At 61.4% G+C, this 26,509-nt stretch carries 23 protein-coding genes; 9 read left to right on the top strand and 14 right to left on the bottom strand.

The window, feature by feature from the left end:
- Positions 1-101: 101 nt before the first annotated feature.
- Positions 102-1,331 (bottom strand): aminopeptidase P family protein, encoded by a 1,230-nt coding sequence (locus ACM62R_RS10065; RefSeq protein ID WP_415183921.1) that lies wholly within the window; start codon positions 1,329-1,331, stop codon positions 102-104.
- Between the two features lie 128 nt (positions 1,332-1,459).
- On the opposite strand from ACM62R_RS10065, the gene ACM62R_RS10060 reads away from it, so the two are divergent.
- The 4 genes from ACM62R_RS10060 to ACM62R_RS10045 all read left to right on the top strand — a co-directional run bounded on the left by ACM62R_RS10060 (position 1,460) and on the right by ACM62R_RS10045 (position 5,932).
- Complete coding sequence (locus ACM62R_RS10060) at positions 1,460-2,416, top strand: LysR substrate-binding domain-containing protein (RefSeq protein WP_415183920.1); 957 nt, start codon at positions 1,460-1,462, stop codon at positions 2,414-2,416.
- Between the two features lie 73 nt (positions 2,417-2,489).
- Positions 2,490-3,185 (top strand): M48 family metallopeptidase, encoded by a 696-nt coding sequence (locus ACM62R_RS10055; RefSeq protein ID WP_415183919.1) that lies wholly within the window; start codon positions 2,490-2,492, stop codon positions 3,183-3,185.
- A 75-nt stretch (positions 3,186-3,260) separates the two neighbouring features.
- Complete coding sequence (locus ACM62R_RS10050; protein WP_415183918.1) at positions 3,261-4,535, top strand: hypothetical protein; 1,275 nt, start codon at positions 3,261-3,263, stop codon at positions 4,533-4,535.
- On the top strand, positions 4,532-5,932 hold the full coding sequence (locus ACM62R_RS10045) for a cytochrome P450 (RefSeq protein WP_415183917.1): 1,401 nt from the start codon (positions 4,532-4,534) through the stop codon (positions 5,930-5,932). The genes ACM62R_RS10050 and ACM62R_RS10045 overlap by 4 nt, the downstream gene beginning before the upstream one ends.
- A gap of 29 nt (positions 5,933-5,961) precedes the next feature.
- Here the strand turns inward: ACM62R_RS10045 and ACM62R_RS10040 are convergent, their stop codons facing one another.
- From ACM62R_RS10040 to ACM62R_RS10030, 3 genes are all read right to left on the bottom strand, one after another.
- Entirely contained in the window at positions 5,962-7,434 is a 1,473-nt protein-coding gene (locus ACM62R_RS10040; RefSeq protein WP_415183916.1) for a carboxypeptidase M32, read from the bottom strand.
- Positions 7,431-8,570, bottom strand: coding sequence for a heme A synthase (gene ctaA / locus ACM62R_RS10035; protein ID WP_415183915.1), 1,140 nt, complete (start codon positions 8,568-8,570; stop codon positions 7,431-7,433). The genes ACM62R_RS10040 and ctaA overlap by 4 nt, the downstream gene beginning before the upstream one ends.
- 87 nt (positions 8,571-8,657) lie before the next feature.
- Complete coding sequence (locus tag ACM62R_RS10030; RefSeq protein ID WP_415183914.1) at positions 8,658-9,392, bottom strand: RNA methyltransferase; 735 nt, start codon at positions 9,390-9,392, stop codon at positions 8,658-8,660.
- Positions 9,393-9,493: 101 nt separating this feature from the next.
- Here ACM62R_RS10030 and ACM62R_RS10025 point away from each other — a divergent pair, with 101 nt between their 5' ends.
- Positions 9,494-10,144 carry a thiamine phosphate synthase gene (locus ACM62R_RS10025; protein ID WP_415183913.1) on the top strand — a complete coding sequence of 217 codons (651 nt, stop codon included), beginning with the start codon at positions 9,494-9,496 and terminating at the stop codon, positions 10,142-10,144.
- A gap of 2 nt (positions 10,145-10,146) precedes the next feature.
- Entirely contained in the window at positions 10,147-10,773 is a 627-nt protein-coding gene (locus tag ACM62R_RS10020) for a nucleoside/nucleotide kinase family protein (RefSeq protein WP_415183912.1), read from the top strand.
- Positions 10,774-10,837: 64 nt separating this feature from the next.
- Here the strand turns inward: ACM62R_RS10020 and tgt are convergent, their stop codons facing one another.
- From tgt to ACM62R_RS09980, 8 genes are all read right to left on the bottom strand, one after another.
- Entirely contained in the window at positions 10,838-11,968 is a 1,131-nt protein-coding gene (gene tgt, locus ACM62R_RS10015) for a tRNA guanosine(34) transglycosylase Tgt (protein WP_415183911.1), read from the bottom strand.
- Between the two features lie 114 nt (positions 11,969-12,082).
- Complete coding sequence (locus tag ACM62R_RS10010) at positions 12,083-13,861, bottom strand: aminopeptidase P family protein (protein ID WP_415183910.1); 1,779 nt, start codon at positions 13,859-13,861, stop codon at positions 12,083-12,085.
- Positions 13,833-15,125: an alpha/beta fold hydrolase gene (locus ACM62R_RS10005; RefSeq protein WP_415183909.1), complete on the bottom strand. Its 1,293-nt coding sequence runs from the start codon at positions 15,123-15,125 to the stop codon at positions 13,833-13,835. Before ACM62R_RS10005 ends, ACM62R_RS10010 begins: the two co-directional genes overlap by 29 nt.
- A gap of 15 nt (positions 15,126-15,140) precedes the next feature.
- Positions 15,141-16,094 carry an ABC transporter permease gene (locus ACM62R_RS10000; RefSeq protein WP_415183908.1) on the bottom strand — a complete coding sequence of 318 codons (954 nt, stop codon included), beginning with the start codon at positions 16,092-16,094 and terminating at the stop codon, positions 15,141-15,143.
- A 3-nt stretch (positions 16,095-16,097) separates the two neighbouring features.
- Positions 16,098-17,102, bottom strand: coding sequence for an ABC transporter permease (locus tag ACM62R_RS09995; protein ID WP_415183907.1), 1,005 nt, complete (start codon positions 17,100-17,102; stop codon positions 16,098-16,100).
- Positions 17,099-18,943 carry an ABC transporter ATP-binding protein gene (locus ACM62R_RS09990; protein ID WP_415183906.1) on the bottom strand — a complete coding sequence of 615 codons (1,845 nt, stop codon included), beginning with the start codon at positions 18,941-18,943 and terminating at the stop codon, positions 17,099-17,101. Before ACM62R_RS09990 ends, ACM62R_RS09995 begins: the two co-directional genes overlap by 4 nt.
- Positions 18,944-19,019: 76 nt before the next feature.
- Positions 19,020-20,768: an ABC transporter substrate-binding protein gene (locus tag ACM62R_RS09985; RefSeq protein WP_415183905.1), complete on the bottom strand. Its 1,749-nt coding sequence runs from the start codon at positions 20,766-20,768 to the stop codon at positions 19,020-19,022.
- A gap of 255 nt (positions 20,769-21,023) precedes the next feature.
- Positions 21,024-21,728, bottom strand: coding sequence for a GntR family transcriptional regulator (locus ACM62R_RS09980; RefSeq protein WP_415183904.1), 705 nt, complete (start codon positions 21,726-21,728; stop codon positions 21,024-21,026).
- Between the two features lie 224 nt (positions 21,729-21,952).
- Between ACM62R_RS09980 and ACM62R_RS09975 the strand changes: the two genes are divergently transcribed.
- Positions 21,953-22,903 (top strand): dihydrodipicolinate synthase family protein, encoded by a 951-nt coding sequence (locus ACM62R_RS09975; RefSeq protein WP_415183903.1) that lies wholly within the window; start codon positions 21,953-21,955, stop codon positions 22,901-22,903.
- Positions 22,904-23,114: 211 nt separating this feature from the next.
- Here ACM62R_RS09975 and gltX read toward each other — a convergent pair whose 3' ends face one another.
- Positions 23,115-24,443 carry a glutamate--tRNA ligase gene (gltX, locus tag ACM62R_RS09970; protein ID WP_415183902.1) on the bottom strand — a complete coding sequence of 443 codons (1,329 nt, stop codon included), beginning with the start codon at positions 24,441-24,443 and terminating at the stop codon, positions 23,115-23,117.
- A gap of 77 nt (positions 24,444-24,520) precedes the next feature.
- Here gltX and ACM62R_RS09965 point away from each other — a divergent pair, with 77 nt between their 5' ends.
- Both ACM62R_RS09965 and ACM62R_RS09960 read left to right on the top strand, forming a co-directional pair.
- On the top strand, positions 24,521-24,898 hold the full coding sequence (locus tag ACM62R_RS09965) for a hypothetical protein (RefSeq protein ID WP_415183901.1): 378 nt from the start codon (positions 24,521-24,523) through the stop codon (positions 24,896-24,898).
- Positions 24,895-25,842, top strand: a complete 948-nt coding sequence (locus ACM62R_RS09960; protein ID WP_415183900.1) for a 1-phosphofructokinase family hexose kinase — start codon at positions 24,895-24,897, stop codon at positions 25,840-25,842. Before ACM62R_RS09965 ends, ACM62R_RS09960 begins: the two co-directional genes overlap by 4 nt.
- A gap of 68 nt (positions 25,843-25,910) precedes the next feature.
- On the opposite strand, the gene nadE is transcribed toward ACM62R_RS09960, so the two are convergent.
- Positions 25,911-26,509 (bottom strand): NAD(+) synthase (gene nadE / locus ACM62R_RS09955; protein ID WP_415183899.1); only part of this gene is annotated, 599 nt, incomplete at its 5' end.

Genomic DNA, 26,509 nt, shown 5'->3' with positions numbered 1-26,509 from the left:
GGTGCGAAACGGGCTCCTCTTCCCACTTTGCGCCGGCCATCAGCCCGGCATTTTCCTTTGCGCCTGACGCTTGGGGCGTCAGGCGCAAAGGTGTTGTCGGTTCAGCCCTTGCCCTTGACGATCAGATGATCGGGGCCGTAGGGGAAGCCGGTGATATTGGTGTTACCCTCATTGCCTTCGTCGGTGATTACAAGAATATCGTGTTCACGGTAGCCACCCGCGCCCGGCAGATGGTTCGGAACGGTAATCATCGGCTCCATCGACACGACCATACCCGGTTCCAGAACCGTGTCGCAATCTTCGCGCAGTTCCAGCCCGGCCTCGCGGCCATAGTAGTGGCAGAGCACCCCGAATGAGTGGCCATAGCCAAAGCTGCGGTATTGCAGCAGGTTTTCTGCGGCATACATCTCGTTCAATTCCTTGGCGATATCGCTGCACTTGGCGCCGGGAACCAGTAGTTCCTTGCCGCGATCATGCACTGCACAGTTGATATTCCACAGGCGGATATGTTCGTCGCTGGCCTCTTCGGCAAAAAGCGTGCGCTCAAGTGCCACATAATAGCCCGCGACCATCGGGAAGCAGTTCAGCGACAGGATATCGCCCTTTTCGATCTTGCGGCTGGTCACCGGGTTGTGCGCGCCGTCGGTGTTGATGCCCGACTGGAACCAGGTCCAGGTATCCAGCAACTCGCCGTGCGGCCAGACCTTGGCAATCTCGCGCACCATGGTGCCGGTGGAATGCAGCGCAACCTCATGTTCGGGCACGCCCACGCCGATCGCCTCGACACACGCCGCACCGCCAATATCGGCAATGCGGGTCATCTTGGTGATATGGGCGATTTCCTCGGCCGACTTTATCATCCGCAGACGCATCGACGGCGCGGCAATATCAACGAACTCCATGTTGGGGAATTCGGATTTCAGCTGGTTCAGCGTGTCGATGTTGATATGGTCAAACTCAATCCCAAGCCGCTTGACGCCGCCGGTCAGGCCGCGGATAGCATGAAAATAGTTATCCTTCTGCCAGTCGGTATAGGTGACGTTCTTGCCGCCAAAGGTCCGGCGCCAGGGCTGGCCGCCGTCGATACCCGCGCTGATCGAAGTGGCGATGTTGTGATCAACCAGAAAGCCGTAGCGACGGCCGAAATAGCAAAACAGAAAGTCGGAATAATAGTTGATGCAATGGTAGCTGGTGAACAGCGCCGCATCGATTTTTTCCTTGGCCATATAGCCGCGAATACCATCCAGGCGCCGCTGCATCTCGGCGTCGGAAAAGGTCGGAACGGCTTTTTCGCCATTACCAACATAGTTTTGCAACCGCTCACGCTCCATCAAAATCTCCACGCTGAATGCCGGGCCGAAACTGGCGCCACTGGGATCAAAAGGCCTTCAATCGCAAATCTTGTCAAACGACCAAATCTAACACTATCATTAGATTTTCTCATGTAAGGAAAGCCGCAGTGTCAGCGCCGCCCCTGAATGCCCTGCGCACCTTTACCACAGTAGCCCGCCTTGGATCGTTCCGCGCCGCAGCCGAAGCGCTTTGCGTGACCCAATCGGCCATCAGCCATCAGATTCGCAATATCGAAACGTGGTTCGGCACACCACTTTTCGAAAGAGAGGGGAACCGGATCCGGATTTTTCCGCATGGCGAGGAACTCGCGCGCAGGCTGACACTGTCATTTGCTGAAATTGACGCCGCCTGCAACCGAACCCGCATGCAAAAAACTAACCAACCGCTTGTTATCGCTGCAATCCCTTCCGTGGCGACGTGCTGGCTGATCCCCCGCCTAAGCCGGTTTCGCACGGCTCACCCGAAGGTCGAGTTCCGCATCGTTTATGCCATGCATGGCCGCGACATCAACTTTCAGGACGTGCATCTGGCTTTCGTATTCTCGCAGGAAAAGCCGACCCTTCCAAATGTGGAATCCCAGCTGTTTCTGGAAGGGCAATGCCTTCCGGTATGCAGCCCTGCCCTGCTGCAAAAACTTGATCACCCTCCCAAATCCGCCACGGATTTTCAGCGCCTGGGCCTTTTGCATGACTGCGACACCTCGGGCTGGACAACCTGGCTCGCGGGGCTGTCCGACACAAACACCACCAGCGGCGATAAGCCATTGGAAGGCGCAACGTTTGAGGATTTCAACCTGCTCCGCGCGGCAGTGCTTTCAGGGCAAGGTGTGGCGCTTTGCCCAATGGCCATGATCCGGCCCGATATCGACGCCGGCAACCTCGTCCAGGTTTCCGACCGCATGATGAAAGAGGGTTACGATTATTACCTGCTGTCCGCCACCTCCGCAGAGCCGCTGGTCAACCGGCAGGCGCAAGTATTTCGCGACTGGGCAATGGGGGAACGTGAAAAAGCCCTGACAACACCAACACCCCGCAGCCCGGTGTCAACGCCCCCGCACGCTTAGCGGGCTGATCCACTCGCACTGTCGCGGCCAGCCGCCCCATTGACGTGCCCTGCATCCCCCCCATATCTGAACCATGATCAAATTTCTGCCCCTTCTTTTGATGCTCGCCTACGGTCTTGTGATGTGGCACTTCTCAGCCTGGCGCCTGCGCCATGAGCTTGACGCCCGCTCGCGCCCGCTTGCGCATCCGGACCTTGACGCGGTCGTTACCCGGTTGGCGGGTGCGCTGGGTTTGCCGCATCTGCCGGTGCAGATCTATGAGGTCGACCCGGTCAACGGCCTCGCGGCACCTGATGGTCGGGTCTTTCTGACCCGTGGGTTTTTGCGCAAATACGAGGCTGGAGAGGTCAGCGATACCGAACTTGCCAGCGTTATCGCACATGAGCTGGGCCACGTCGCCTTGGGCCATTCGCGCCGCCGGATGATCGACTTTACCGGCCAGAATGCCCTGCGCATGGTGCTGATGACGGTTCTGGGGCGTTTCCTGCCCGGAATCGGCGTTGGGCTAGCCAACCTGATTTCCAGTGCGCTGGCCGCCCGCCTGTCACGGCGCGATGAATTTGAGGCCGACGCCTGGGCCTCGGCGCTGATGGTCAAGGCGGGGTTTGGCACCGGCCCGCAAAAACGTCTGTTCGAGAAACTCGAAGGTCTGACCGGCGCGTCGGGTGCTGGCACGCCCGCATGGCTTTTATCACACCCCAAGGCCGCAGTACGCATCAAGGCAATCGAGGCCAACGAGGCGCGCTGGGGCCTTGCGCCCCAGGCTTGACAAGCCCTTACGCCCCCGGTCTTTTCCCGCTAATCTCCGGCACGACACCACCCTTCCACGCCCGAAAGCCGCCAGATGCCGCCTGCCCCCGTTCCCGTCAAACGCCGCCGGGTGTTCTACATTCCCGGCTATGACCCGATCCACCCCCGCCGCTACCGCGAACTTTACCGCAAAGAGGGCGCGGCACAGGCTATGATCACTGGTTACGACCTGACGCTTAAGCCCAAACAGGCCGGCGGCCCCTATGGCTGGCATGTAGAGGCCACGATCGACGGGCAGAAAACCCAGACTGATTTCGAGGTTCTGATCTGGTCCGATATCGTGCGCGACAGCATGGGTCGCTCCATCCCGGCCACCTACAGACAATTGGTGCAGACCAGTTGGGCCTATATCAGCAGCGGCGCGCTTTTTGGCCTGATGCGGCTGCGCAAAGGCCCGATCATCGCCGCCCTCTACCCGATTGTCATGCTCTTGGCCCAGGCACTCGTTGGGGTGCTTGCAGGCTGGGCAGTAGCGGCATTGATACTGTGCGCGCTGCCCGACTTTCCCTTTGACGGCCTCGTGGGCTTTGGCCTCACCGCCCTCGTGCTGATCCTGACCCTCAATTGGTTTCACCAGAACGACAGCATATTTTACGCCTATTACCTGATGCACGACTACGCCTTTTCGGCGCAGTCCCAAGGCGCCTACCCCCCCGCCCTTGAAACCCGCATCGCCGCTTTTGGCAACAGTATCGCCACCGCATTGACCGAACCCTGGGACGAGGTTCTGGTCATCGGCCATTCCTCGGGCGCCCATCTCGCCATCTCGATCCTCGCAGATCTGATCCGGCAAAACCGCATCCCGGCTTTTTTTTGGCGAAAATACTCCGGGGGTCTGGGGGCAGCGCCCCCAGCCTCGTCCGCACCAGCGCTGGGGCTGCTCAGCCTGGGCCAGGTCGTGCCAATGGTCAGCTACCTGCCGCGCGCAGACCGCCTGCGCGCCGATCTTCACGATCTGTCCACCCACCCCGAACTGACGTGGGTTGATGTCACCGCCCCCGGCGATGGCTGCGCGTTTGCGCTGTGCGATCCGGTCGCGGTCAGCGGCGTCGCCCCAAAGGGCAAGCGCTGGCCGCTGGTGATCTCGGCTGCCTTCAGCCAATCCCTGTCGCCCGAACGCTGGCGCACCCTTCGCTGGCGTTTTTTCCGACTGCATTTTCAGTATATATGTGCCTTTGACCGCCCGCGCGACTATGACTATTTCCAGATCACCGCAGGCCCGCAGACGCTTGCCGACCGTTACAAAGATCGCGCCCCGTCAAAAAGCCGCATTGAGCGCGCCACCAACAGGTTCACCAGCAGGGCATGACACACCCCCCCAAACCTCCTGCCCGTCCCGAAAAGGTCTCGCTCTGGCGGTATTTTCAGCTCTTTCGCCGCGACATCCTTTCGGCCCACCCCGCAAGACTTTACCGTGCGTGGATGGCGGAATACCGCACCCCGTTCTTTCGCAGCTATCTGTGCAACGACCCCGATCTGGTCGATCTGGTGCTGAAACGTCGCCCCAGGGATTTTCCAAAATCCACCCGCGTCCGCAAAGGGTTGAAGCCGCTTTTGGGAAATTCGGTGTTCATCACCAACGGCCCCACCTGGGAACGCCAACGCCGGATCATTGACCCCGCGTTTGAGGGTGGGCGCTTGCGCGACACATTCCCCGCGATGTGGGATGCGGGTATCGCGGCTGTCGAACGACTTGCCCCGCTGGCCAACGGTCACCCCCTAGATGTCGAGGCCGAGACCAGCCACGTCGCGGCTGATGTGATCTTTCGCACGCTCTTCTCGATTCCGATCGCGGATCAGACGGCAAGCAAGGTCTTTAGCGAATTTCGCGCCCATCAACGCGCGCAACCCGTCGTCAATATCGGTGCGCTTTTGCCGCTGCCGCACTGGTTTCCCTGGGTTCATTCGCAAAAGACGAAAGCCACCGCCAAAAAAATCCGCGCGCTGATCACAGAGTTGACCCAGACCCGGGCCGCAGCACTGGCCGCTGGCACCGCCCCCGACGATCTGGCAACCAAGATCATGACCACCCCCGACCCGCAGACTGGTCTCTGTTTTAACACCGCCGAGATGGTTGATCAGGTCGCGATCTTCTTTCTTGCCGGGCACCAAACCTCGGCCTCGGCGCTGGCGTGGTCGCTATATTTGCTTGCCCTTCATCCCGATTGGCAAGACCGGCTTGCCACCGAGGCGGTTGGTGTGATTGGTCCAGAAATACCTTATTTTTCAATTATTAACAAGCTGAAGCTATCGCGCGCCACCTTCCGCGAGGCGATGCGCCTTTACCCCCCCGTTCCGATGTTGGTGCGCGAGGCAACCTGCCCCGAGACCTTCCGCGGCCGTGCCGTGGCCCTCGGCGCACAGATCGTAATCAGCCCCTGGCACCTGCATCGGCATGAACGGCTTTGGGATGACCCTGACAGCTTTAACCCCGCGCGGTTTGACACTGAAAACGGCAAGACCTGTCTGCGATCGGCCTATATTCCCTTTTCGGCGGGGCAAAGGGTCTGTCCCGGCGCCGGGTTCGCGATGGCCGAGGGGCCGCTGATCTTGTCGCTGTTGCTGCGTGCCTACCGCTTCAGCACCGTGCCGGACCACCCGGCGATGCCGGTGGGGCATCTGACCGTGCGCGGCAAAGACGGGATCTGGCTGTCGCTAAAGCCGCGCCAGAATATATCGGACGAAACACCGGTCGCCGGGCCGTGACCTCAGGGTCCGCAGCCCGCACCGTTGCCTCACAGCCCGTAAATCCCCTTGAACTTGGCTTCCAGATAATCCAGCAGCGGCGCCTCGGTCGGTTGAAAACCGCAGGCCATTTCAATCATTTTCGCGGGCTTATAAAGGCCGCCGTGGCGTTGCAGGTTTTCGCGCAGCCAGTCGGTGGCGGGGCTCGCGTCGCCTTTGGCCAGGCTCTCGTCAATACCGGGGACTGCGGCACGCATCGCCTGATTGAGGCAACCCGCATAGACGTTACCCAAAGTATAGGTCGGGAAATAGCCAAACAGCCCCACCGCCCAATGCACGTCTTGCAGCACACCTTGCGAGGGGCGCGGAACGGCCACCCCGAAATCCGAAAGAAACCGCGTGTTCCACGCCTCTTCCAGATCATTGACCTCTAGCTTGCCGGCGATCAACGCGCGCTCCAGATCAAAGCGCAGCATGATGTGAAGGTTGTATTGCACCTCGTCAGACTCGGTGCGGATAAAGCCGGGGGTGACGCGGTTCACAGTGGCGTGGAAAGCCGCGGCGTCGGGCAGGCCCAGATCCCCGAAGGCCTCGGTCATGCGCTGATAAAGCCAGCCGGTGAACGGCGCCGAACGGCCAAGCTGGTTCTCATAAATCCGGCTTTGGCTTTCGTGCACCCCCATCGAGACGCCATGCCCCACCGGGGTAAAGGCATAGTCCGGGTCAATCCCCTGTTCATAGCACGAATGGCCAACCTCGTGGATGGTCGAGTAGATACAGTTGAACGGGTCGGTTTCCACCACGCGCGTCGTGATCCGCGAATCCGACACCCCGCCAGAGCTGAACGGATGCACCGCCTGATCCAGCCGCCCCCGGTTCCAGTCATAGCCGAATGCGGTGGCGCAGATCCGCGCGATCCGTAGTTGGGTGTTTTCGGGAAAGACACCGTCCAGTGCTGCGGGTTGGCGTTCTGCACCCAGCACCGCATCGCGCAGCGCCACAAGGCGCGGACGCATCCGGTCAAACATCGCCCCCATACTGCGCGCCGAGGCGCCCGGTTCATAGTCATCCAAAAGCGCATCGTAAAGATCGCCGTCATCGGCCAACGCCTGCGCCTCTTCGCGCTTCAGGGCCAGAACTTCTGCAAGGGTGGGCAGAAAATGGGCCACATTATCCGCTGCACGGGCCTCGGCCCAGATGCCTTGCGATAGCGAGGTCAGCCGTGCCAGTTCGGCAGCCAGCCGCGCGGGGATCCGGGCGTGACGGTTGTAGCTGCGCCCGATCAGATCCAGCATCCGCGCACTTACCTCATCAGGTGCCTCGGCGCGGGCCAGCCAATCGGCAATGCGCGGGTCGGTGCGGCGCGCGTGCAGCACGGTTTCCAACGCACCGATTTCCTCGGCGCGTTGCGCGGTGGCGCCGCGCGGCATCACCGTTTCCTGGTCCCAGCCCAGACGCTCCGCGATCAGGTTCAGCGCCTCGGTATCGTGTTGAAAGGCCATCAGTTCAGAATAGGCGGTCATTTCGTCCCCCGGATGGATTGCACTACAGGATAGCGTGACAGATAGCGGGCGCGAATGATCAGCACCCACAACACAACGGCGCCCATCTGATGCGCCAGACCCAGCCCCAAGGGGGCGGCGTGCATTACCGTGACAATCCCCAGCACGATCTGCACCGCCAGCATCAGCCCCGCCATATTGAAGGCGCGGCGCGTGGCCGGATGGGCCGAACGCCGCCCCCGCAGCCAGACCACCACGCCGAACGCCGCCAGCAAATACCCCACAAGACGGTGGATGAATTGCACAAGCGCCGGGTTTTCAAAGAAATTTGTCCAAAGCGGGCTATAAGCGAACGCGTCAGAGGGAAAAACCTCTCCCCCCATCAGCGGCCAGTCGATATAGCCGCGCCCGGCGTCGATACCCGCCACCAACGCCCCCAGCAGAATTTGCAGAAAGGCGAAATGCATCAGCCCGGTCGACAGGCCAAACAGCTTTGCCTCGCCCATGCGGCGCGCCTGCAAATGCGCCCCCTCGGACCGGCCCAAGCGCAGAACATACCACGCGATCAGCCCCAGAATGGCAAAGGCCAGACCCAGATGGATTGCCAGCCGATATGACGCGACAGACACCATTCGCCCGGTCAGGCCCGAAGATACCATCCACCAGCCAATCGCCCCTTGCAGCGCGCCCAACGCCCCAAGCCCCAGCAGACGCCCGGACCAGCCCGTCGGCAGCCGCCGCGCCAGCGCGAACCCGGCAAAGCCGACCGCCCAGACCAGACCGATCACCCGGCCCAGTTGCCGATGCCCCCATTCCCACCAGAAGATGGCCTTGAATTTTTCTAGGGTCATCGCGTGGTTTTGCAACTGGAACTGGGGGGTGGCCTGATACTTGGTGAATTCATCCACCCATTCGGTTTCTGACAGGGGGGGCAGCGCGCCGGTGACCGGTTTCCATTCGGTGATCGACAGCCCCGAATCCGTCAGCCGCGTCAGCCCGCCAACGGCGATCATCGCCATCACCAGCACGAACAGCGCCACAAGCCAGACCCGCACCGCGCCGCGCGCGCCGCGCCTTGGGGCGTCGATCATGCCGCCTTTGGGGGCGGGCTTGGCAACCTCGGTCACCTCTTCGAAAATGCTGCGCTTCTGGGTCATCCGGGCCTCCGTTACGCGCCAGAGGTTACGGCGCGCCAGTTGGGGGTTCAAGGGTGGTTCGGACGAATTGGTGCGGGCCAAACCCCCTCAGTCGCGGTAGCGCAGGATCTGGCGCAACATCCCGTGCAGCATCTGCACATCGGCCCGCGTCAGCGCCATGCGCCCCCACATATTGCGCAGGTTGAGCTTCATGCTGGGGGCCTTGGTTTCGGGAAAGAAAAAGCCCGCCTCGGCCAGCCGTTCCTCGTAATGATCGCCCAGCCGTTCCACTTCGACCTTTGTGGCCATATCGCCCCCGGCCAGCCCCGGCACCATTGGCGGCAATGCGGCGGCACCCCGGCGCCACTCATACCCCGTCAGCAGCACCGCCTGCCCAAGGTTGAGCGAGGCGAAATCCGGATTCACCGGGATCGAGATGATCGCATTGGCGCGGCTGATATCCTCGTTTTCCAGGCCCGCGCGTTCGGGGCCGAACATCACCCCGACCCGGCGCCCCTGGGCGGCCATGTCGCGTGCAGCCTGCATCGCGCCTTCGGGCGTGTAGATCGGCTTGACCAGTTCGCGCCCGCGTGCGGTGGTGGCAAAGACAAAATCACAATCGCCGATCGCCTCGGGAAGGGTGTCAAACACCCCTGCCCGGTCCAGCACCTGCCCCGCCGCCCCCGAGGCCGTGGCCACCGCGCGGCTATTGGGCCAGCCGTCGCGGGGTGCTACCAGGCGCATCCGGTTCAGCCCGAAATTCAGCATCGCCCGCGCCGCTGACCCGATATTTTCGCCCATCTGGGGCCGCACGAGGATGAAAACGGGGGAAAGATCGGTCATCGGGGCTTCCTTTCTGGCCCCTGCCCCATAAGGCCGCGCGCCGCCACTGGCAAGGCGGCTTAAGCTGCGCTAACAGGGGCAAAGCCTGAAAGGAACCGCCCATGGCCGCCAAGACCCCCGCAGAACCCTCTACCCAGATCCCCGACCGTCCGCAGATCTATCTGATCACCCCGCCGACCTTCGCGCTTGAGGTGTTTCCCGCCGAATTGGCCAAGGTGCTGGATGCGGTGGATGTGGCCTGCATCCGCCTCGCACTGGCCTCGCGCGATGAAGACGCGATCGGCCGCGCAGCCGACGCCTGCCGCCAGATCGCGCATGAACGCGATGTGGCCGTGGTGATCGAAGATCACCTGAAGCTGGTCGAACGCCACGGGCTGGACGGTATCCACCTGAGCGATGCCGCGCGCAGCGTGCGCGCCGCCCGCAAGGAACTGGGGGCGGATGCGATTGTGGGGGCATGGTGCGGCGCCTCGCAGCACGCTGGGATGTCGGCAGGTGAGGCAGGCGCCGATTACGTCTGCTTCGGGCCGGTCGGTGACACCGCGCTGGGCACGGCCACACGGGCCGAGCGCGACCTTTTTGCCTGGTGGTCCGAGGTGATCGAGGTGCCGGTGGTGGCCGAGGGCGCGCTAAGCCCCGCGCTGGTAACCGATCTGGCCCCGGTCACCGATTTCTTTGCCATCGGGCCCGAGATCTGGGGCGAGAAAGACCCCGCCGCGGCGCTTCGCGCGTTGATTGCGGGCATCGGCTGATCATGACACGGCACCTGTCGCACGCGGCCCTCACCGCCCGGATCCTGGCCCTGAGCGGGCAGCGCGTGCTGGTCGCGATCATCGGCGCGCCGGGGTCGGGAAAATCGACGCTGGCGACCCAAACTGCCGAAGCGCTGAACCGCGCCAAGCCGGGCACAGCCGCGCTGCTGGCGATGGACGGGTTTCACTATGACGACGCGGTGTTGAAAGCGCGGGGGCTGGATCAGAAAAAAGGCGCGCCGGATACGTTTGATGTAGCCGGGCTTTATCACCTGTTGACGCGCCTCAAAGGCAATGCCGAGCCCGAGGTCGCGGTGCCGGTCTTTGACCGCGCGTTGGAGATTGCCCGCGCGGGGGCCGCGATCATTCCGGCCTCAACACGCGTGGTGCTGGTCGAGGGGAATTATCTGATGCTTGATCGCGCGCCCTGGGACCGGTTGGCACCACTGTTCGATCTGACGTTGCGGCTGGAGATCCCCGAGGATGAGTTGCGCAGCCGCCTGACACGGCGCTGGGAAAACGCCGGTTTGCCCGCGGACGAGGTGCGCCGAAAGGTTGAAGAAAACGATCTGCCAAATGGAAGGTTGATCGGTAAGGATAGCTTGCCGGTGGATTTCACCCTGAGCTGAGCGCTACTTTCGGCCTGCGCCTCCGGCGGGAGTATTTTTACCAAACAAAAGCGCAGGGAGATTGTCACAAGGGGTCGATGTCACCCAATGCGCGCTGGTCGTGGAAGGATTTGACGAAATCCGCCAACGTGCCTGCCGCAATTGCGCCGCGCAGCCCCGCCATCAGTTCCTGAAAATAATGCAGGTTGTGCCAGGTCAGCAGCATCGCGCTGATGATTTCCTGCGCGCGGAATACATGGTGAAGATAGGCGCGGCTGTAATTGGAACAGGCCGGGCAGGTGCAGGCCGCATCCAGCGGGCGCGGATCGTCCATATGGCGCGCGTTTTTGATGTTTACCACGCCGTGGCGGGTAAAGGCCTGCCCCGTGCGCCCCGAACGCGAAGGAAGCACGCAATCCATCATGTCGATGCCGCGTTCGACGGCGCCGACAATATCATCGGGTTTGCCCACGCCCATCAAATAGCGTGGGCGGTCGGCGGGCAGCATGTCGGGGGCATAGTCCAGCACCTCAAACATCATCTGCTGGCCCTCGCCCACGGCAAGCCCGCCGACGGCATAACCCTCAAACCCGATTTCGCGCAGTTTATCGGCGCTTTCGGCGCGCTGGTCGCGGTAAATGCTGCCTTGCTGGATGCCGAACAGCGCATGGCCGGGCCGTTCGCCAAAGGCATCGCGGGACCGGCGGGCCCACCGCATCGAGCGTTCCATACTGGTACGGGCGGTGGCCTCATCGGCGGGGAACGGGGTGCATTCGTCAAATGCCATGACGATATCGGACCCCAGAAGGCGCTGTATTTCCATGCTGCGTTCAGGGGTCAACCAGTGTTCGGAGCCATCAATGTGGGATTTGAAGCGAACGCCCTCTTCGGTCATCTTGCGCAGGCCGGACAGGCTCATCACCTGAAATCCACCGCTATCGGTCAGGATCGGGCGCGACCAGTTCATGAATTCGTGCAGCCCGCCAAGGCGCGCGATGCGTTCGGCGGTGGGGCGCAGCATCAGATGATAGGTGTTGCCTAAAAGGATATCGGCGCCGGTCGCGCGCACATTTTCCGGCAGCATCGCCTTGACCGTCGCGGCGGTGCCGACCGGCATGAAGGCGGGGGTGCGCACCTCGCCGCGCGGGGTTTGGATGACCCCGGCACGGGCCCGTCCATCGGTCGCATTCACTTGAAACTGGAAGCGTTGGGGCATCGCCGTCTCCTTGGTCAATCCGCCGCCCTTCATAGGGGTTTTCATCCGAATGCCAAGAGAGGCGGGCGCCGTTATCGGTAGAGACCGTTGCGGGTGGCTGGTTTGGGGGTCACATCAACGTGGCGGTATGGGCTGGGTTGCCGTTATCAGCCAGTCTTGTACCGGATGATCCAAAAGCGGGGCTATTTCGGCGCGGACACGCTGATGGTAGGTGTCGATCCAGTCGCATTCCTCTGTGGTCAGCGCGGTCAGATCAAACAGCGAAAGATCGATGGGCACCAGTGTCAACGGCTCAAACCCCAAAAAGCCGGGGCCGCGTGCGACCACTTCGACCTGATTTTCAAGGCGGATGCCCCAACGCCCCTCGTCATAGTAGCCCGGCTCGATGGTCAGCATGTGCCCCGCCTCAAGCCCGTAGGGGTTTGCCACCTTGCCAAGCCGGTGCGGGTGTTCATGGACCAGCAGGTTATGCCCTACCCCGTGCCCGGTGCCGTGATCGTAATCAAGCCCCAGTGCCCAAAGCGGGGCACGGGCCAGCGCGTCAAGCTGATGGGGCATCGTACCGGTTGGAAACCGTGCCGCGCAGAGCGCGATGAAGCCCTTGAGAACCGCGGTCGCAACGTGGCGGATGTCGTCAGCCACCGGGCCGAACGCATAGGTGCGGGTCACATCGGTGGTGCCGCAAAGGTATTGCCCGCCGGAATCGCACAAAAACACATCCGCCGCGCGAAGCTGCCCGCTGCCTTTGGCTGCCGGGGCATAGTGGCAAAGCGCGCCGTTTTCGCCGGTTGCGGCGATGGTGGTGAAACTGGGTTCAAGATAACGGGGTGACATCTTTCGAAACCCGGCCAAAACGCCGGCCACTTCCCATTCATCCAGCGGCTGGTTTGTCGCCTCACGGACGGGGAGTTCGTGCGTGAGCCACTGGCCAAAGCGCGCCATGGCGATGGCATCATCCAGATGGGCGCGGCGATAACCGGCAAGTTCTTCTTTGGTTTTAAGGGACTTGGCGACGGTGATCAGGCCCCGGGATGGCTGCATCCGCGCGCCCGTCTTGGCCAAGGCTTTCGCCACCGCATCGGGGGTAAAGGCTGGATCAAAGGCGGCGCTTTTGCCCGCAGCGTTCGCCTCAAGCCAAGGCAGGAACGCCTCGAATGGCTGGGCTGCAACGCCTTCGGGCACGGCTACGGCAAGCTTTGCGGGGTCAATGAACCACTGGGCCGGGCCCACAGCGCTAAAAACCGCGAAGGAGAGTGGTAGCGGGTTCATCGCGACATCACCGCCGCGCACGTTGAACATCCACGCAATATTGTCGGGCCGTGTTTCCACCCAAAGATCGGCGTTCGCCGCCGACATCTCGCCTTGAAGCCAGGCGAGTTTGCTGGCCACGGTGCGCCCGGCCTGATCCTGCGGCATCTCGCGCAGCGGGGCTTGCGGCATGGCGGGCCGATCCTGCCAGATCTGTGCGAAGGGATCGGGCCAAGGCACCAGATCAACGCCCGCCGCGTCCTTATGCAACGCCTCAAGCTGATTGACCGTCCAGCACATCGGATCATATCCGATTCTGGTGCCGGGCGCGGTCGCCCTTAGCCAATGGGCCACCGGTTCCTTGATCAGATGGCCAAACTGCCATGCGTTCCCGTCCACCTGACGCGCGGCTTGCAGGCCGTAGCGCCCATCAACCAGAAAGATCGCCCGATCCGCAAAGACCAGCGCATGGGCCAGCGACCCGGTGAAACCGGTCAGCCATCCTACGGTGCGGTCATGGTCGGGCGCCTCTTCGTTTTGAAAGGCGTCGGCGGTGGTCATGATCAGACCGTCCAGCCCGCGCGCAGCAATCATGGCGCGCAGGGTCGACAACCTGTCAGAGGGCGAAGTGATTGAAGCCTGCAAGGTCAGCCTCCATGCTGAAAAGACGTTCCAGAACGCGGGTCGAATGGCGCAACCCGTTATGTTCAAATTCGTTTGTCATCCAAAGCCGGACGTTGCCGACGGCGCGCGCGGTCTTTTGCGACAGGCCGGCATCGACATACATATCGTCGGTATAAAGCGCGGCCCAAACCGGCACCTCATTCGCGGCCAGTCGCGCGGGGTCGTATAGCAGCGCCTCCAGCCCCATGTCGGCCAGCGCATGCGAGGCCGCCGCAAAGGGGCGCAGCGCGCGGATATCGTCAAACATCCACGGATAGATCATCTCGCCGGTGAACAGCAGCGGCCGGGCCTCGGCGCTGAACTGCGGATGATCGGCCAGCCCCCGCTCGGCTGCCCAACGGGTTGGCGCGCCGTGCTGGCCGTAGATTGGTTCGTGAATGGCGGCGAAAAGGGGGTTGTGATCGAACGAGGTCAGGTCACGGATAGCGCCCAGTAAGCTGTCCGAAAGCTGGCCGTCAGCGCAGAACGCCTCATCCAGCAGCCAGTGGATGGATTCGAACCCGCCTTCCATCCCCAGATCCATGCCCAGATATTGCAGCCGCCGCACCGTCAGCCTGTCACCGTCGGGCAGGCGGACATCGTTTGCGGCAAGATGATCGGCCAGACGGTCAAGCAGCGGGCGATCTTGTGGGTAGCGGTGGAAATAGAGCGCATTCTTGGCGGCGACGCGGGGGTAGGTATGGGCATAGATTTCACTGGCCGAGGCAAAAATTCCGGCCATGCCGCCGGTCACATAACATCCGGCCAGCGCCTCGGGGGCAAAGGACAGATAGGTCAGCGTCAGAAAACCACCATAGCTTTGACCCAGCGTATGCCACTTGGCACCGTCAAACAGCGTCTTTCGGATATGCTCGCAATCCTTCACGATACTGTCGGCGCGAAAATGCGCCAGATAGCGGGCGCCCTCAGCCGGGGTGGCGAATTCCTGCATCCGCCGCCCCTGCACCGGGGCCGAGCGACCCGTGCCGCGCTGATCCAGCAAGAGCACCCGAAACCGTTTGGTCGCCACCCCAAGCCAAGCCGGCCCAGCGTTCGGGCGTGGCGCCTTGCCGCCCGGACCGCCCTGCAAGAAAACCAGAACCGGCAGATTTTCGGATTTCTGATCGGGGGCACTGACTTCGCGGGCGAAAACCTGAATCGTTTCCCCATTGGGCGCGGCCCAGTCAAGCGGCACGGTTACAAGATGATCACGAACCCGAAAGCCGGGGATATTATAAGCAGACATGAGGGTCTCCGCTGGTCAGTGCATGCGCGGGTCAAGCGCGGCGTAAAAAAGATCGACGATGATGTTGCACAGCACAATGAAAAGACCGCCCAGCATCACCACGCCAATGATGATCGGTCGGTCCTGATTGCGCACCGCCTGCACCGCAAGCGAACCGACACCTTGCAACCCATAAACCTGCTCAATCACGATTACCCCGCCCAGCATCAGCGCAATATCGGCGCCAAGCTGCGTGATCAGGGGCGTCAGCGTGGCGCGCATCCCGTGGCGGTAGATCACCTTGCGTTCGCTCAGGCCCTTGGCGCGGGCGGTGCGGATGTAATCCTCGCTTAGCACCTGAAGCAACTGGCCCCGCGTCAGTCGCGCATAGATCGCCGCCGTCACCAGCGCGAGGGTAATCCACGGCAGGGTCAGGTACCACGCCCATTGCAGCGGGTCATCCAGCAGCGGCTTGTACCCCCCTGGTGGAAACAAGGTAAAGCCCGCCGTGCGCGGCAGAAAGTAAAGCGTATAAAGCGCCAGCATCCCCAGAACGAACGTCGGAAAAGACAGCCCCAGCAGAATGAACACCTGCCCCAACCGGTCTTTCCAGGTTCCCGGATTGCGCGCCGAGGCGATACCGATGGGAATGCCGATCGCCAGCCAGAAGACCATTCCGCCAAACACCAGCGACAGGGTGACGGGGATCCGCCGCAAGATGATGTCGGTGACCGGCTGGCGGTTGCGGTAGGAATAGCCCAGATCGCCCTGCGCGGCACGGGTGACGAAGGTCGCGTATTGCTGGACGATCGGGCGATCAAGCCCGAGGTTCTGGCGCACCTGTTCCAACTGGACCGCGCTGGCCTTTTCGCCCGCCACGATGCGCGCCGGGTCGCCGGGGGCGACGAAGAACAGAAAGAACACGAAAACACTCAGCGTGAAAAGCACGAGAAGACCAAAACCCAGACGTTTTGCAATGAATGTGCCCATGGTTCAGCCCTTTGCCTTGGCGGTGTCGGTGGCGGTGGCGGTGGCGGCGGGGCGCGCCTTGGCCTTGCGCCGTTTGCTGACGCGGCGGCCAGCGGGGTCAAGCGCGTCGCGCAGCCCATCGCCCAGAATATTGAAAGCCAAGGTCGACCCCAAAAGCGCCATCCCCGGAAAGACGACAAGCCACCACGCCACCAGATACATCGAGTTGGCCCCCGCTTCGGCCAGCATCCCCCCCCATGAGGGGGTCGGCGGCACGATACCCAGGCCCAGAAACGACAGCGTCGCCTCGAACACGATCGAATTGGGGATCATCATCGTGGTGTAGATGATGATCGGCACAGACAGGTTGGGCAGAATATCGCGCAGCAAGATGGACCCATGACCCGCCCCCAGCGACCGGCTGGCCTGCACGAAATCGCGCCGCACAAGCGAGGTTGTCTCGGCGCGGATCACCCGGCCAATCGTTGTCCAGCTGAAAAACACGATGACACTGACCGACAGCATCAGCGAAGGCCCGAACACCGAAACCAGTGCCAGCGCGCACAAAAGAAACGGCACCGACATCACCAGATCCATGAAACGGCCCAGCACAAGGTCAACCCAGCCGCCAAAATAGCCCGCCGTCATGCCGATGACGACCCCGATGGTCGAGGCGGCAATGGCCGCAACCACCCCCACCAGCAGCGACACGCGCGCGCCATAAGCGATACGGACCAGAACATCCCGGCCCAGTTGATCAGCCCCCAGCCAGAATGTGCTGTTAGGCCCGACGGGCAGGCCCACGGGTGACAGGGCCGTGTCACGGTATTGCTCGATCGCGGTGTGGCCGGTCCAGCCTTCGACCAGTGGCGCCCCGAACGCAAAGGCAAAAAGCAAGATGATGAAGCAAAAGGCGATCAGGCTTGCCGGGTCGCGCAGCAGCCTGCGCAGCGTCAGGTTTGCCGATGAGCGTTGAACGACCAGCGTTTCTTCGGCGGTATCGACGGATTGGGTTTGCATGTCGCTCATCCTGCCGCTCCGGCTACGATTTCCAGAATTTCGCGGGTTGCCGGCAGGCCGGGCTTTGGCGGCACATGCGACGCGGCCAGCAGGGTGCGGGTGTAATCTTCTTTCGGATGCTCGAAAATCTGGTTGGCGGTGTCCAACTCGATGATATGCCCGCTGTTCATCACGGCGATGCGGTCACACATATGGCGCACCACGGTCAGATCATGCGAGATGAACAGATAAGTCAGCCCAAGTTTCGCCTGCAACTCTTTCATAAGATTGAGGATCTGCGCCTGGATCGAGACGTCAAGCGCCGAGACAGGTTCATCAAAGATCACCAGATCAGGGTTCAGCGCAAGCGCGCGCGCTATCCCGATACGTTGCCGCTGGCCGCCCGAAAATTCAGACGGGAAGCGGTTGTAATGCTCGGGGTTCAGCCCGACCAGTTCCATCAGGCGGCGCACCTCGGCCTTGCGCTTTGCGCCCGATGCCAGGCCATGAATACGAAACGGCGCACCGATGATCGAGGCGACCCGGCGACGCGGATTAAGCGATCCGTAGGGATCCTGAAACACCAGTTGCACGCGTTTGCGCATGGCGCGCCATTCGGCAGAGGTCAGATTATTGACCGCGACACCATCAAAAAGAACCTCGCCCCCGGTCACGGGGTTCAACCCCGCAATTGCCCGCGCCAGCGTGGATTTACCGCACCCCGATTCACCGACAAGGCCCAGCGTCTCGCCCCGCGCCACCTCAAGCGAGATGCCGCGAAGCACCTCCAACTCTCGTTTACGACCAAAGCCGCTGGCGACTTTGTAGCTCAGGCGCAGATCGCGGACCTGCAAAAGGGTGTTTTCGGGGTCGATATGGTGCGCCTGTTCGATGTTTAGCCGCTCTTGCGCGGGGGCTTCGGGCTCAAAGTGGCATAGCGCATCGCTGCCGTTTTTGTAGCGGCGCAGCGGCGGGGGTGTCGTGTGGCAAATCTCGTGGGCCTGCGGGCAGCGTGGCGCAAAGATGCATCCGCGCGGATGTGCCAGCAGGCTTGGCGGGCGCCCGGCAATTGAAACCAGTTGCCCATCCGGTTCGGCCGCCGCCGGGGACGAGCGCAGCAACCCCAACGTGTAGGGATGCGCAGGTGCGTTGAAAACGGCCGACGCGGGGCCAATCTCAAGCCGGCACCCCGCATACATGATCATCACCTTGTCCGCGATCGAAGACAGCAAGCCCAGATCATGGGTAATCATGATGATGGTGATGCCAAGTTCCCGGCGCATCTGATCCAGCAGCGCCATGATTTGCGCCTGCACGGTCACATCCAGCGCGGTGGTGGGTTCATCCGCAATAATCAGCGACGGTTTCAGGACCAGCGCCATTGCAATCATCACCCGCTGGCGCATCCCGCCTGAAAACTGGTGCGGGTAGTCATCCAGTCGGGCGGCGGCATTTTCGATACCGACTTTTTCCAACATTTCGGCGGCGCGGCGACGCGCCTCATGTTTGGTGACGTTTTCGTGGGTGTGGATCACTTCGGTGATCTGGCGCCCGATGGTATAATAGGGATGCAGGCTCGACAAAGGATCCTGAAACACCATGCCGATGTGTTTGCCGCGCAATGCGCGCAGCTCGGACTCGGGCATGGTCAGAAGGTCGCGCCCCTCGAACAGACATTCGCCGTCAATCTCGACCCCGGGCAAAAGCCCCATGATCGCCTGCGTCAGCACGCTTTTCCCCGACCCGGACTCGCCTGCGATGCCGAAAAGGCTACCGGCCTCGACGGAAAACGAGATGTTCCGTGCAGCGTGGATGACGCCGTCTTCGGTGGGAATACGGATGGATATGTTGCGCGCTTCGATCAGCGGCATGGGCGGGCACCTCGTGAAACGCGTGGGGTGGGGTATCGGATGCGCCACCGGAAAAACCTGGTGGCGCACATCAGGCTTAACGTTCCAGCCAGATATTGGTCCAGTCACCGTTCGCCCCAAGGGCGTAGGGCTGGAAGTTCTTGGCCGCTTCGCTGTGGTAAACGATGACATTTTGCGAAATCAGCGGCACGATCGGGGCATCGGCCATGACCAATTCATCCACTTCGCCCCACAATTTACCAACATCTTCAGGGGTGGTTGCGTTGATTGCTTCGGCGGCGGTCGCATTGGCCGCGTCGTTGTTATAGTCGGTGTAGTTGTAGGTCTGATGCCGCCCGTCATAGCTGAACTGCGGCTGAAAGACCGACCGCGCCGCGCCGCCCGCCCAGTCGGGCGACCAGCTGACGGGGGCAATATCCCAGCCGCCCGCTTTCGTATTGTCCGGGTTGGTCATGAACTTTGAATAATAGTCCGCCGCAGTCACCGGAATCAGCTCCAGCTCGATTCCGGCCTTTTTGTAGCTGGCCTGAATGGTCTGGGCGATGGCGGGTTCGTCATTGAGATTGCGGAAGGGCATCTTCAGTGTCAGCCCGTCAGGATAGCCCGCCTCGGCCAACAACGCCTTGGCCTTTTCAGGGTCGCCCTTGTGCTCGGGGCTGGGGTAAAGGTCAAAGTCGTGATGGCCCAGAACGCCCGGCCCGAAGATGCCGTTTTGCGGTGCTGCAACATAGGCCCCGCCCATCTGCTGCACGACCGCTGCCTTGTCGATTGCGTAGTTCAGCGCCTGACGCACCTTGAGATCGCGCAGTGCACCATTGTTGTTGTCGGCCACGGTGTTGATAAAGATAAACGATGTGCGGCCCACGGCAATCGCCATCAGCTTGTCATCGCCCGTCGCCTGAAGCATCGGCAAAAGCGCAGGGGGCACGAGAATATCAAAGAGCAGATCGGCGTCGCCCGCCTGAATCTGCTGGATCGCAGCATCGGGTTGCAGGCCCAGCACCATTTCGATTTCATCGACATAGGCTTTGCGCAGCGGGTCGCTTTCGGGGTTCCAGGCGGGGTTGCGCTTTAGCCTCAGCACGGTGTCGGGCACATATTCCGCGACCGTGTAGGGCCCCGAGGCCACAAAGTTGGCGCGGTAGTCGGGGCCATCGGGCATGTAATCCATCACTTCGATCGGGGCGGGCGCTGCCGCCGACAGCGACAGCATATAGATAAAGTCGCCTGCCCGTTCTTTCAGCCGGATGATGATGGTCTTGTCATCGGGGGTTTCGATACCCGAAATGTCAGTGCCCTCGACATAGGCTTTCATCGCATCGACCGTCGGTTCGGTCGCGGCAAAGCCGTCGCAGTAGCTATCAAGCCCCTCGATCAGCGAAACGTAATAGGTCAGGAAGGGCGACCCCAGCGACGGGTTGCACATCCGCTTGATGCCACGCTCAAAATCGGCTGAGGTGATGGCGCGGGCGCCTGTAGGCGTGTCCCAGGTGATGCCATCGCGCAGGGTAAAGGTATAGGTCAGCCCATCGTCGGTCGGCTGCGGCACGTCGGTCACCAGATCGGCTTGCGGTGCGATACGAACGGACTCGTCGGTCGAGGCCTCATAGCTGATCAGCGTCCTTTGGGTTGCGCGCACAAAGTTGTTTGCCGCTACGGTGCCCACGCTGGTCGGATCAAAGTGCCCAAGATCGCCCGACCCCAGAATCCGCAATGTGCCGCCGGTTTGACCTTCGGCAAATGCCGGTGCCGCGCCGCCCAGTGCCAACAGCAAAGCAGTGGATGACATGATTGCGTAGCGTCTGGACAGAAACTTTATACCCATGGTGCGACTCCCCGCTTGTATTTTCTATGTCGGCAAGATTACGGATCGCGAAAAACGAGTCAAGAGTTTTGCGTCTGGCACCCGGAAAAATCCGCAAGCCACCGCCGCCCGAAAACCCGCCTGGGTTGACAGGGTTCAGGTAGGTGTTGTTTCGCAAGAAAGAAAATGGCGTTAACCGCGCAGGCCACTCATCATGGGCCAAGCCGCCGCCAAACTGGCGCTTGCACCACTGCGGGCGCCCTTACCCGACACGGGTCAAAGTGCAATCTTTTGACGTCGATCTTCTGAAATGAGCTGCTGAATCTGATGAACGATCTGATCGGCGTGGATACCGGCCAGCCGATCCGCCTTTTCAATGTCGCGCGCCTCGATTGCGGCGATCATGTCTTCGTGTTCGATGACATATTCCTGAGGCAAGCGGTCATCGAAGGACGAATAGTAAAGCCGCAACAGGCGGCGCCCCTCATCCAAAAGCCGAATGAAAAGCCCCTCATAATAGGCGTTCTGGCCAGCCACCGCGATTGCGGCATGAAAATCGCGGTTGGTCGCAATCATCGCCAGCGCGTCTTGTGATGCCACCGCCTTGGCAAATTCCGCCTGGTGGACCCGAATGACCTGCAAATCCTCGGGGCGGTGATACTGCGCTGCGAGCCGTGTCGTGACCCGGTACATAAGCGTAATTGCGTCAAAAAAGGTGTAAAGATTCAAAAAGTCGATGTTTGACACCACGGTCGAGCGGTTGGGAAGGGTCGTCACCAACCCCTCGCCTGCCAGCCGCACCAAAGCCTCGCGGATGGGCGTGCGCGACATGGAAAAGCGTTCAGCAAGCTGGATTTCATCAATCGGGCTGCCGGGTTCCAGTACCAGATCAATGATCTCGTCACGCAAGATATCATAGACATGTTTCACGCCAGAGCCGCGCTTACGTTCCGGTTTCAACGATGTCGGTGTGGAGTTCATGTTTAATCCTTTGTGTCGACATGGGGATAAGAGAGTTTGCAGCGTCGATCAAGTAGTCTTGCTTTTGCTGCGCCATCAATGCGCAAAAAGTTAAGGATGATTTTTGTCGACAAATAAAATGCAGACAGTATTATCCGGATTGCACACAACAGAATCACAGACGGTGGACCATTCAGCGCAAACCGAATGCCACCATGCGAAAATTGAGGTTGAAGGAGAGATCAATGACCACCAGCATTTTTTCGGGCACCATTCCCGCGCTGATGACGCCCTGCAAGCCTGACCGCACGCCAGATTTTGACGCGCTGGTTCGCAAGGGGCAGGAACTAATCGCTGCGGGCATGTCGGCTGTGGTTTACTGCGGCTCCATGGGGGATTGGCCGCTGTTGACCGACGCAGAGCGCATGGAAGGCGTTGAACGTCTGGCCAAGGCCGGGGTTCCGGTGATTGTGGGCACCGGCGCAGTGAATTCGCGCATCGCGGTTGAACACGCCGCCCACGCGCAAAAGGTAGGGGCCAAGGGCCTGATGGTGATCCCGCGGGTAATGTCGCGCGGCACCTCGATCCCGGCGCAGCGGGCGCATTTCAAGGCCATTCTGGCCGCCGCCCCTGATCTGCCCGCCGTCATCTACAACAGCCCCCACTACGGCTTTGCGACCCGCGCCGACCTGTTCTTCGATCTGCGCAAGGATCACAAGAATCTGATTGGTTTCAAAGAGTTCGGCGGCGCTGCTGATATGTCTTATGCCGCGGAATTCATCACCAGCCGCGATGATGAGGTGACGCTGATGATCGGCGTCGACACCACCGTTTTCCACGGCTTTGTGAACTGCGGCGCAACGGGTGCAATCACTGGCATCGGTAACGTCCTGCCCAAAGAGGTGCTGAACCTCGTGGCCCTCAGCAAGGCCGCCGCCAAAGGCGACGTAATGGCACGCCAGCGCGCCCAGGAACTGGAATCGGCGCTTGCCGTGCTGTCCAAATTTGACGAGGGCACAGACCTTGTGTTGTTCTACAAGCACCTGATGGTGATGAACGGCGACAAGGAATACACCTTGCATTTCAACGAAACCGACGTTCTGTCCGATAGCCAGAAGGGTTTTGCCGAAACGCAGCTTAAACTGTTCCGCGACTGGTATGCCGATTGGTCAAAGCTGCCGGGTGCTGTTGCCTGAAAAAAGGGCGATAGGTAAGATTGAAAGGCCCGCTCTTAAAAGCGGGCCTTTTGCGTAAATCGCACCAACGCGGTCGCGATCAGGCGCGCATGATGTTGGCAATCGCGAACTTTACAGCCCCCAAATCGCACAGCGCCATAGGGCGACCGGCCATCCTGACAGCCCAGCAATAGCGCCCGCAGGAAACGGTGCGCCATTGCAGCGATAATCGCTACCTTTTGGCCGGATTCTTTTGCAACAAGGGCATCAGCTCGGCCATCTCAGGCCCATGTGCCTGCCCGGTCAACGCCTTGCGCAGCGGCATGAAAAGCGCCTTGCCCTTGCGTCCGGTGGCCTCTTTCACCGCGGCCGTCCAATCAGCCCATGTCGTTTCGGTAAAGGGCATCGTGGGCAGCATCGACATCGCGGTTGCAACAAACTCGGTATCTTCAGGCTCGATCGCGGGAGGGGCCCCTTCCAGCACCAGTTCGGCCCAGTGTGTCAGATCATCCAGTGTATCAATGTTTTTTGAGGCAACGGCCCAGAACTTCTCGGCCAGATGTTCGGGCAGACCCAATGCGTGAACCCGGTCGGCCACGGCGGCAAAGGGCAGATGCTGGTTGCGTTCGCGGGTCAGCGGGATCAGGTCTTGCGCATCGAACTTGGTGGGGGCGGCGCCAAACTGGCTTAGCTCAAACCCCTCGGCAATCTCGTCAAGGCTCATCCGCAGCGCTACCGGCTGGCTGGACCCCAGCCGCGCCATCAGACTCAGCAGCGCCTCGGGGGCAATCCCGTGGGCGCGCAGATCGCGCAAGGAAAGCGTACCAAGACGTTTGGACAGCTCTTCGCCGCCCGCACCTGTTAACAAACTGTGATGCGCAAAGGCAGGTGGCCGGCCCCCCAGCGCCTCGATGATCTGGATCTGGGTCGCGGTATTGGTCACATGATCCGCACCGCGCACGATATGCGTGACCCCCATCTGGATATCATCCACCGACGAGGCAAAAGTATAAAGCACCTGCCCATCGCCCCGGATCAACACCGGGTCCGAAACCGACCCCGCATCAATCGAAATCGGGCCAAGGATCCCATCCTCCCACTCGATCCGGTTCTGATCCAGCAGAAAACGCCAATAGCCGTCACGCCCCTCGTCGCGGAACTCAGCCTTCTGGTCTTCGCTCAGGGTCAGGCTCGCGCGGTCATAAACCGGCGGTTTATGCATGTTCAGCAGTTTCTTGCGTTTCAGGTCCAGCTCGGTCGGGCTTTCAAAACACTCGTAAAAGCGGCCGGTGCGGCGCAGGCTTTCGGCGGCGGCCTCGTATCGGTCCATCCGCGCTGACTGACGCTCGACGCGGTCCCATTGCAGACCCAGCCATTCAAGATCCTCCATGATCGCATCCGCGTATTCCTGTTTTGAGCGTTCGCGGTCGGTATCATCCAGACGCAGAATAAACTGCCCCCCGGTTTTTTTGGCGATCAGATAATTGAAAAGCGCGGTGCGCAGATTACCAACGTGGATGTAGCCGGTAGGCGAAGGGGCAAAGCGGGTAACGGTGGTCATGGCGGATCTCCTGTTGGGTCCGCTCTTTCACAAGGCGGCGGTTTTGTCCATATCCGGGGACAATCAGGGGGGATGAAATGAGCGATCGCCCCTTGGGCGGTCCGGTCGCAAACGCGGTGATGCGTGGATTGCCCCAACACTTTGGCCGGGCCGACACAGGCGTGTTGCGCCCCGGCGCCGGTGACCCCAACACCCCGGCTGCCACCATGATCCTGACCTCATTTCACCCCGACGCGGGTCAATACCGCAAACGCGCGCGCCAGAAAAACTGCCGGTCACCGCGCCCCGATGGCCCCGCCCTCAAACACCGGGCGGCACGGCACACTTTGTCGCACACCCTTTTTCAGTTGACCATATCCCCGGTCTTTGACCCTTTGCACCCATCAGTGGCGCGAATGCTTGGAACCGGGCATGAGTTCTGGCACAGTGCAAAGAACCTTCGGAACATGCCATGACCGCGATTCTGACCATTACCCTCAACCCCACCGTCGATATCTCGACCCAGACCGACATGGTCAAACCAAACCAAAAGCTGCGCTGCACCCGCCCAAAGTCCGACCCCGGCGGTGGCGGCATCAATGTCAGCCGCGCCATCACCCTGCTTGGGGGCCATTCCACCGCCTTCGTCGCAGTCGGCGGGCCAGTTGGCGACAAGGTAATCCACCTGCTGACAAAAGCAGGTATCGGCCTCTCTCCCTTTCCCGCCCCCGGTGAAACCCGGCAAAGCTTTTCCGTCATCGATGACTCTACCGGCCAACAATACCGGTTCGTGCTGCCCGGCCCGCTCTGGCCCGCCCACAGCGTGACCGACGCCCTATCGCGGATCGCGCGCGCAGCGCCACGCGGCGGGCTGGTCGTCCTGTCGGGCAGTCAACCACCGGGTGTTCCAGTAGATTTCCCCGCCCGTCTCAGTGATCGCATCACACGCACCCACGCGCGGCTGATCCTCGACACCTCTGGCAAGCCATTGCATCATCTGTGCAGTGCAGGCGCCCGCCCGGCCCATGTGTTGCGCATGGATGAAGTCGAAGCCGAAGGCCTTGCCAACGCGCCCCTGACGACGCGTGACGCCAGCGCTAGTTTTGCGCAATCGCTTGTCCACCGTGGCCTTGCGCAAACGGTCATCGTTGCGCGCGGCGCCGATGGCTCGGTCATGGCCACGGCCGATCAGCGCTGGCATTGCGCGGGCGCCAATGTTCCGGTCGTCTCAAAGGTCGGCGCGGGCGATAGTTTTGTGGGCGCCTTCACCCTGGCACTGTCGCGCGATCACGCCCTGCCCCGCGCGCTACAACTCGGCGTCGCCGCCGCAAGCGCGGCCGTGATGACCGAGGCGACCCAGCTTTGCCGCCCCTCTGACGTGCGGCGCCTTACCCCGCAGTGCCCGGTAACCAAACTCTGATACCGGGCTTTTTTTTGGCCTAAATACTCATTCCAACGCCGCAACCCACCCAAAGGCCGCGACGCATCTCAGCTACTGTCGCGCCACCGGTTCACGATCGGATAGCGCCGGTCCAACCAGAACGCCCGCCGGCTCAGCCGTGGCCCCGGCGCAGACTGGAATCGCTTCCATTCGGAAATATGGATCAAGTGCTCAATCCGCTTGACCGTGCCCCGGTCAAACCCCGCCGCCACAACCTCAGCCACCGATTGATCATCCTCGATCAGCCGCTCGAGTATCGCGTCCAGCACCTCATAGGGCGGCAGGCTGTCCTGATCCGTCTGGTCCGGGCGCAACTCGGCCGATGGTGCCTTGGTAAGGATCTGCGCAGGGATCATTTTCCCCGCCGGCCCCTTCATCCAGTCCCGGTGGTTCGCGTTACGCCAGCGGCAAACCTCATAAACACGGGTCTTATACAGATCTTTCAACGGGTTATAGCCACCTGCCATATCGCCATAAATGGTGCAATAGCCTACCGCTACCTCGGATTTGTTCCCCGTGGTCAAAAGCATCTCGCCAAATTTGTTCGACAGCGCCATCAACATGACCCCGCGCAACCGGGACTGGATATTTTCCTCGGTCACATCGGGCGTCGTGCCCGCCATGACATGCGCCAGCGCCCCGTCAA

The organism is Phaeovulum sp. (assembly GCF_047638075.1).
Lineage (GTDB): Bacteria > Pseudomonadota > Alphaproteobacteria > Rhodobacterales > Rhodobacteraceae > UBA6197.
Note: the sequence above shows the minus strand (reverse complement) of the source record. Positions and strands in the feature narration are given on the sequence as shown.

What these genes read in the sequence shown, in the direction of transcription:
- ACM62R_RS10065 (WP_415183921.1), bottom strand. Translation starts at nt 1,331, where the DNA reads ATGGAGCGTGAGCGGTTGCAAAACTATGTTGGTAATGGCGAAAAAGCC.
- ACM62R_RS10055 (WP_415183919.1), top strand. Translation starts at nt 2,490, where the DNA reads ATGATCAAATTTCTGCCCCTTCTTTTGATGCTCGCCTACGGTCTTGTG.
- ACM62R_RS10050 (WP_415183918.1), top strand. Translation starts at nt 3,261, where the DNA reads ATGCCGCCTGCCCCCGTTCCCGTCAAACGCCGCCGGGTGTTCTACATT.
- ACM62R_RS10045 (WP_415183917.1), top strand. Translation starts at nt 4,532, where the DNA reads ATGACACACCCCCCCAAACCTCCTGCCCGTCCCGAAAAGGTCTCGCTC.
- ACM62R_RS10040 (WP_415183916.1), bottom strand. Translation starts at nt 7,434, where the DNA reads ATGACCGCCTATTCTGAACTGATGGCCTTTCAACACGATACCGAGGCG.
- ctaA (WP_415183915.1), bottom strand. Translation starts at nt 8,570, where the DNA reads ATGACCCAGAAGCGCAGCATTTTCGAAGAGGTGACCGAGGTTGCCAAG.
- ACM62R_RS10030 (WP_415183914.1), bottom strand. Translation starts at nt 9,392, where the DNA reads ATGACCGATCTTTCCCCCGTTTTCATCCTCGTGCGGCCCCAGATGGGC.
- ACM62R_RS10025 (WP_415183913.1), top strand. Translation starts at nt 9,494, where the DNA reads ATGGCCGCCAAGACCCCCGCAGAACCCTCTACCCAGATCCCCGACCGT.
- ACM62R_RS10020 (WP_415183912.1), top strand. Translation starts at nt 10,147, where the DNA reads ATGACACGGCACCTGTCGCACGCGGCCCTCACCGCCCGGATCCTGGCC.
- tgt (WP_415183911.1), bottom strand. Translation starts at nt 11,968, where the DNA reads ATGCCCCAACGCTTCCAGTTTCAAGTGAATGCGACCGATGGACGGGCC.
- ACM62R_RS10005 (WP_415183909.1), bottom strand. Translation starts at nt 15,125, where the DNA reads ATGTCTGCTTATAATATCCCCGGCTTTCGGGTTCGTGATCATCTTGTA.
- ACM62R_RS10000 (WP_415183908.1), bottom strand. Translation starts at nt 16,094, where the DNA reads ATGGGCACATTCATTGCAAAACGTCTGGGTTTTGGTCTTCTCGTGCTT.
- ACM62R_RS09995 (WP_415183907.1), bottom strand. Translation starts at nt 17,102, where the DNA reads ATGAGCGACATGCAAACCCAATCCGTCGATACCGCCGAAGAAACGCTG.
- ACM62R_RS09990 (WP_415183906.1), bottom strand. Translation starts at nt 18,943, where the DNA reads ATGCCGCTGATCGAAGCGCGCAACATATCCATCCGTATTCCCACCGAA.
- ACM62R_RS09985 (WP_415183905.1), bottom strand. Translation starts at nt 20,768, where the DNA reads ATGGGTATAAAGTTTCTGTCCAGACGCTACGCAATCATGTCATCCACT.
- ACM62R_RS09980 (WP_415183904.1), bottom strand. Translation starts at nt 21,728, where the DNA reads ATGAACTCCACACCGACATCGTTGAAACCGGAACGTAAGCGCGGCTCT.
- ACM62R_RS09975 (WP_415183903.1), top strand. Translation starts at nt 21,953, where the DNA reads ATGACCACCAGCATTTTTTCGGGCACCATTCCCGCGCTGATGACGCCC.
- gltX (WP_415183902.1), bottom strand. Translation starts at nt 24,443, where the DNA reads ATGACCACCGTTACCCGCTTTGCCCCTTCGCCTACCGGCTACATCCAC.
- ACM62R_RS09965 (WP_415183901.1), top strand. Translation starts at nt 24,521, where the DNA reads ATGAGCGATCGCCCCTTGGGCGGTCCGGTCGCAAACGCGGTGATGCGT.
- ACM62R_RS09960 (WP_415183900.1), top strand. Translation starts at nt 24,895, where the DNA reads ATGACCGCGATTCTGACCATTACCCTCAACCCCACCGTCGATATCTCG.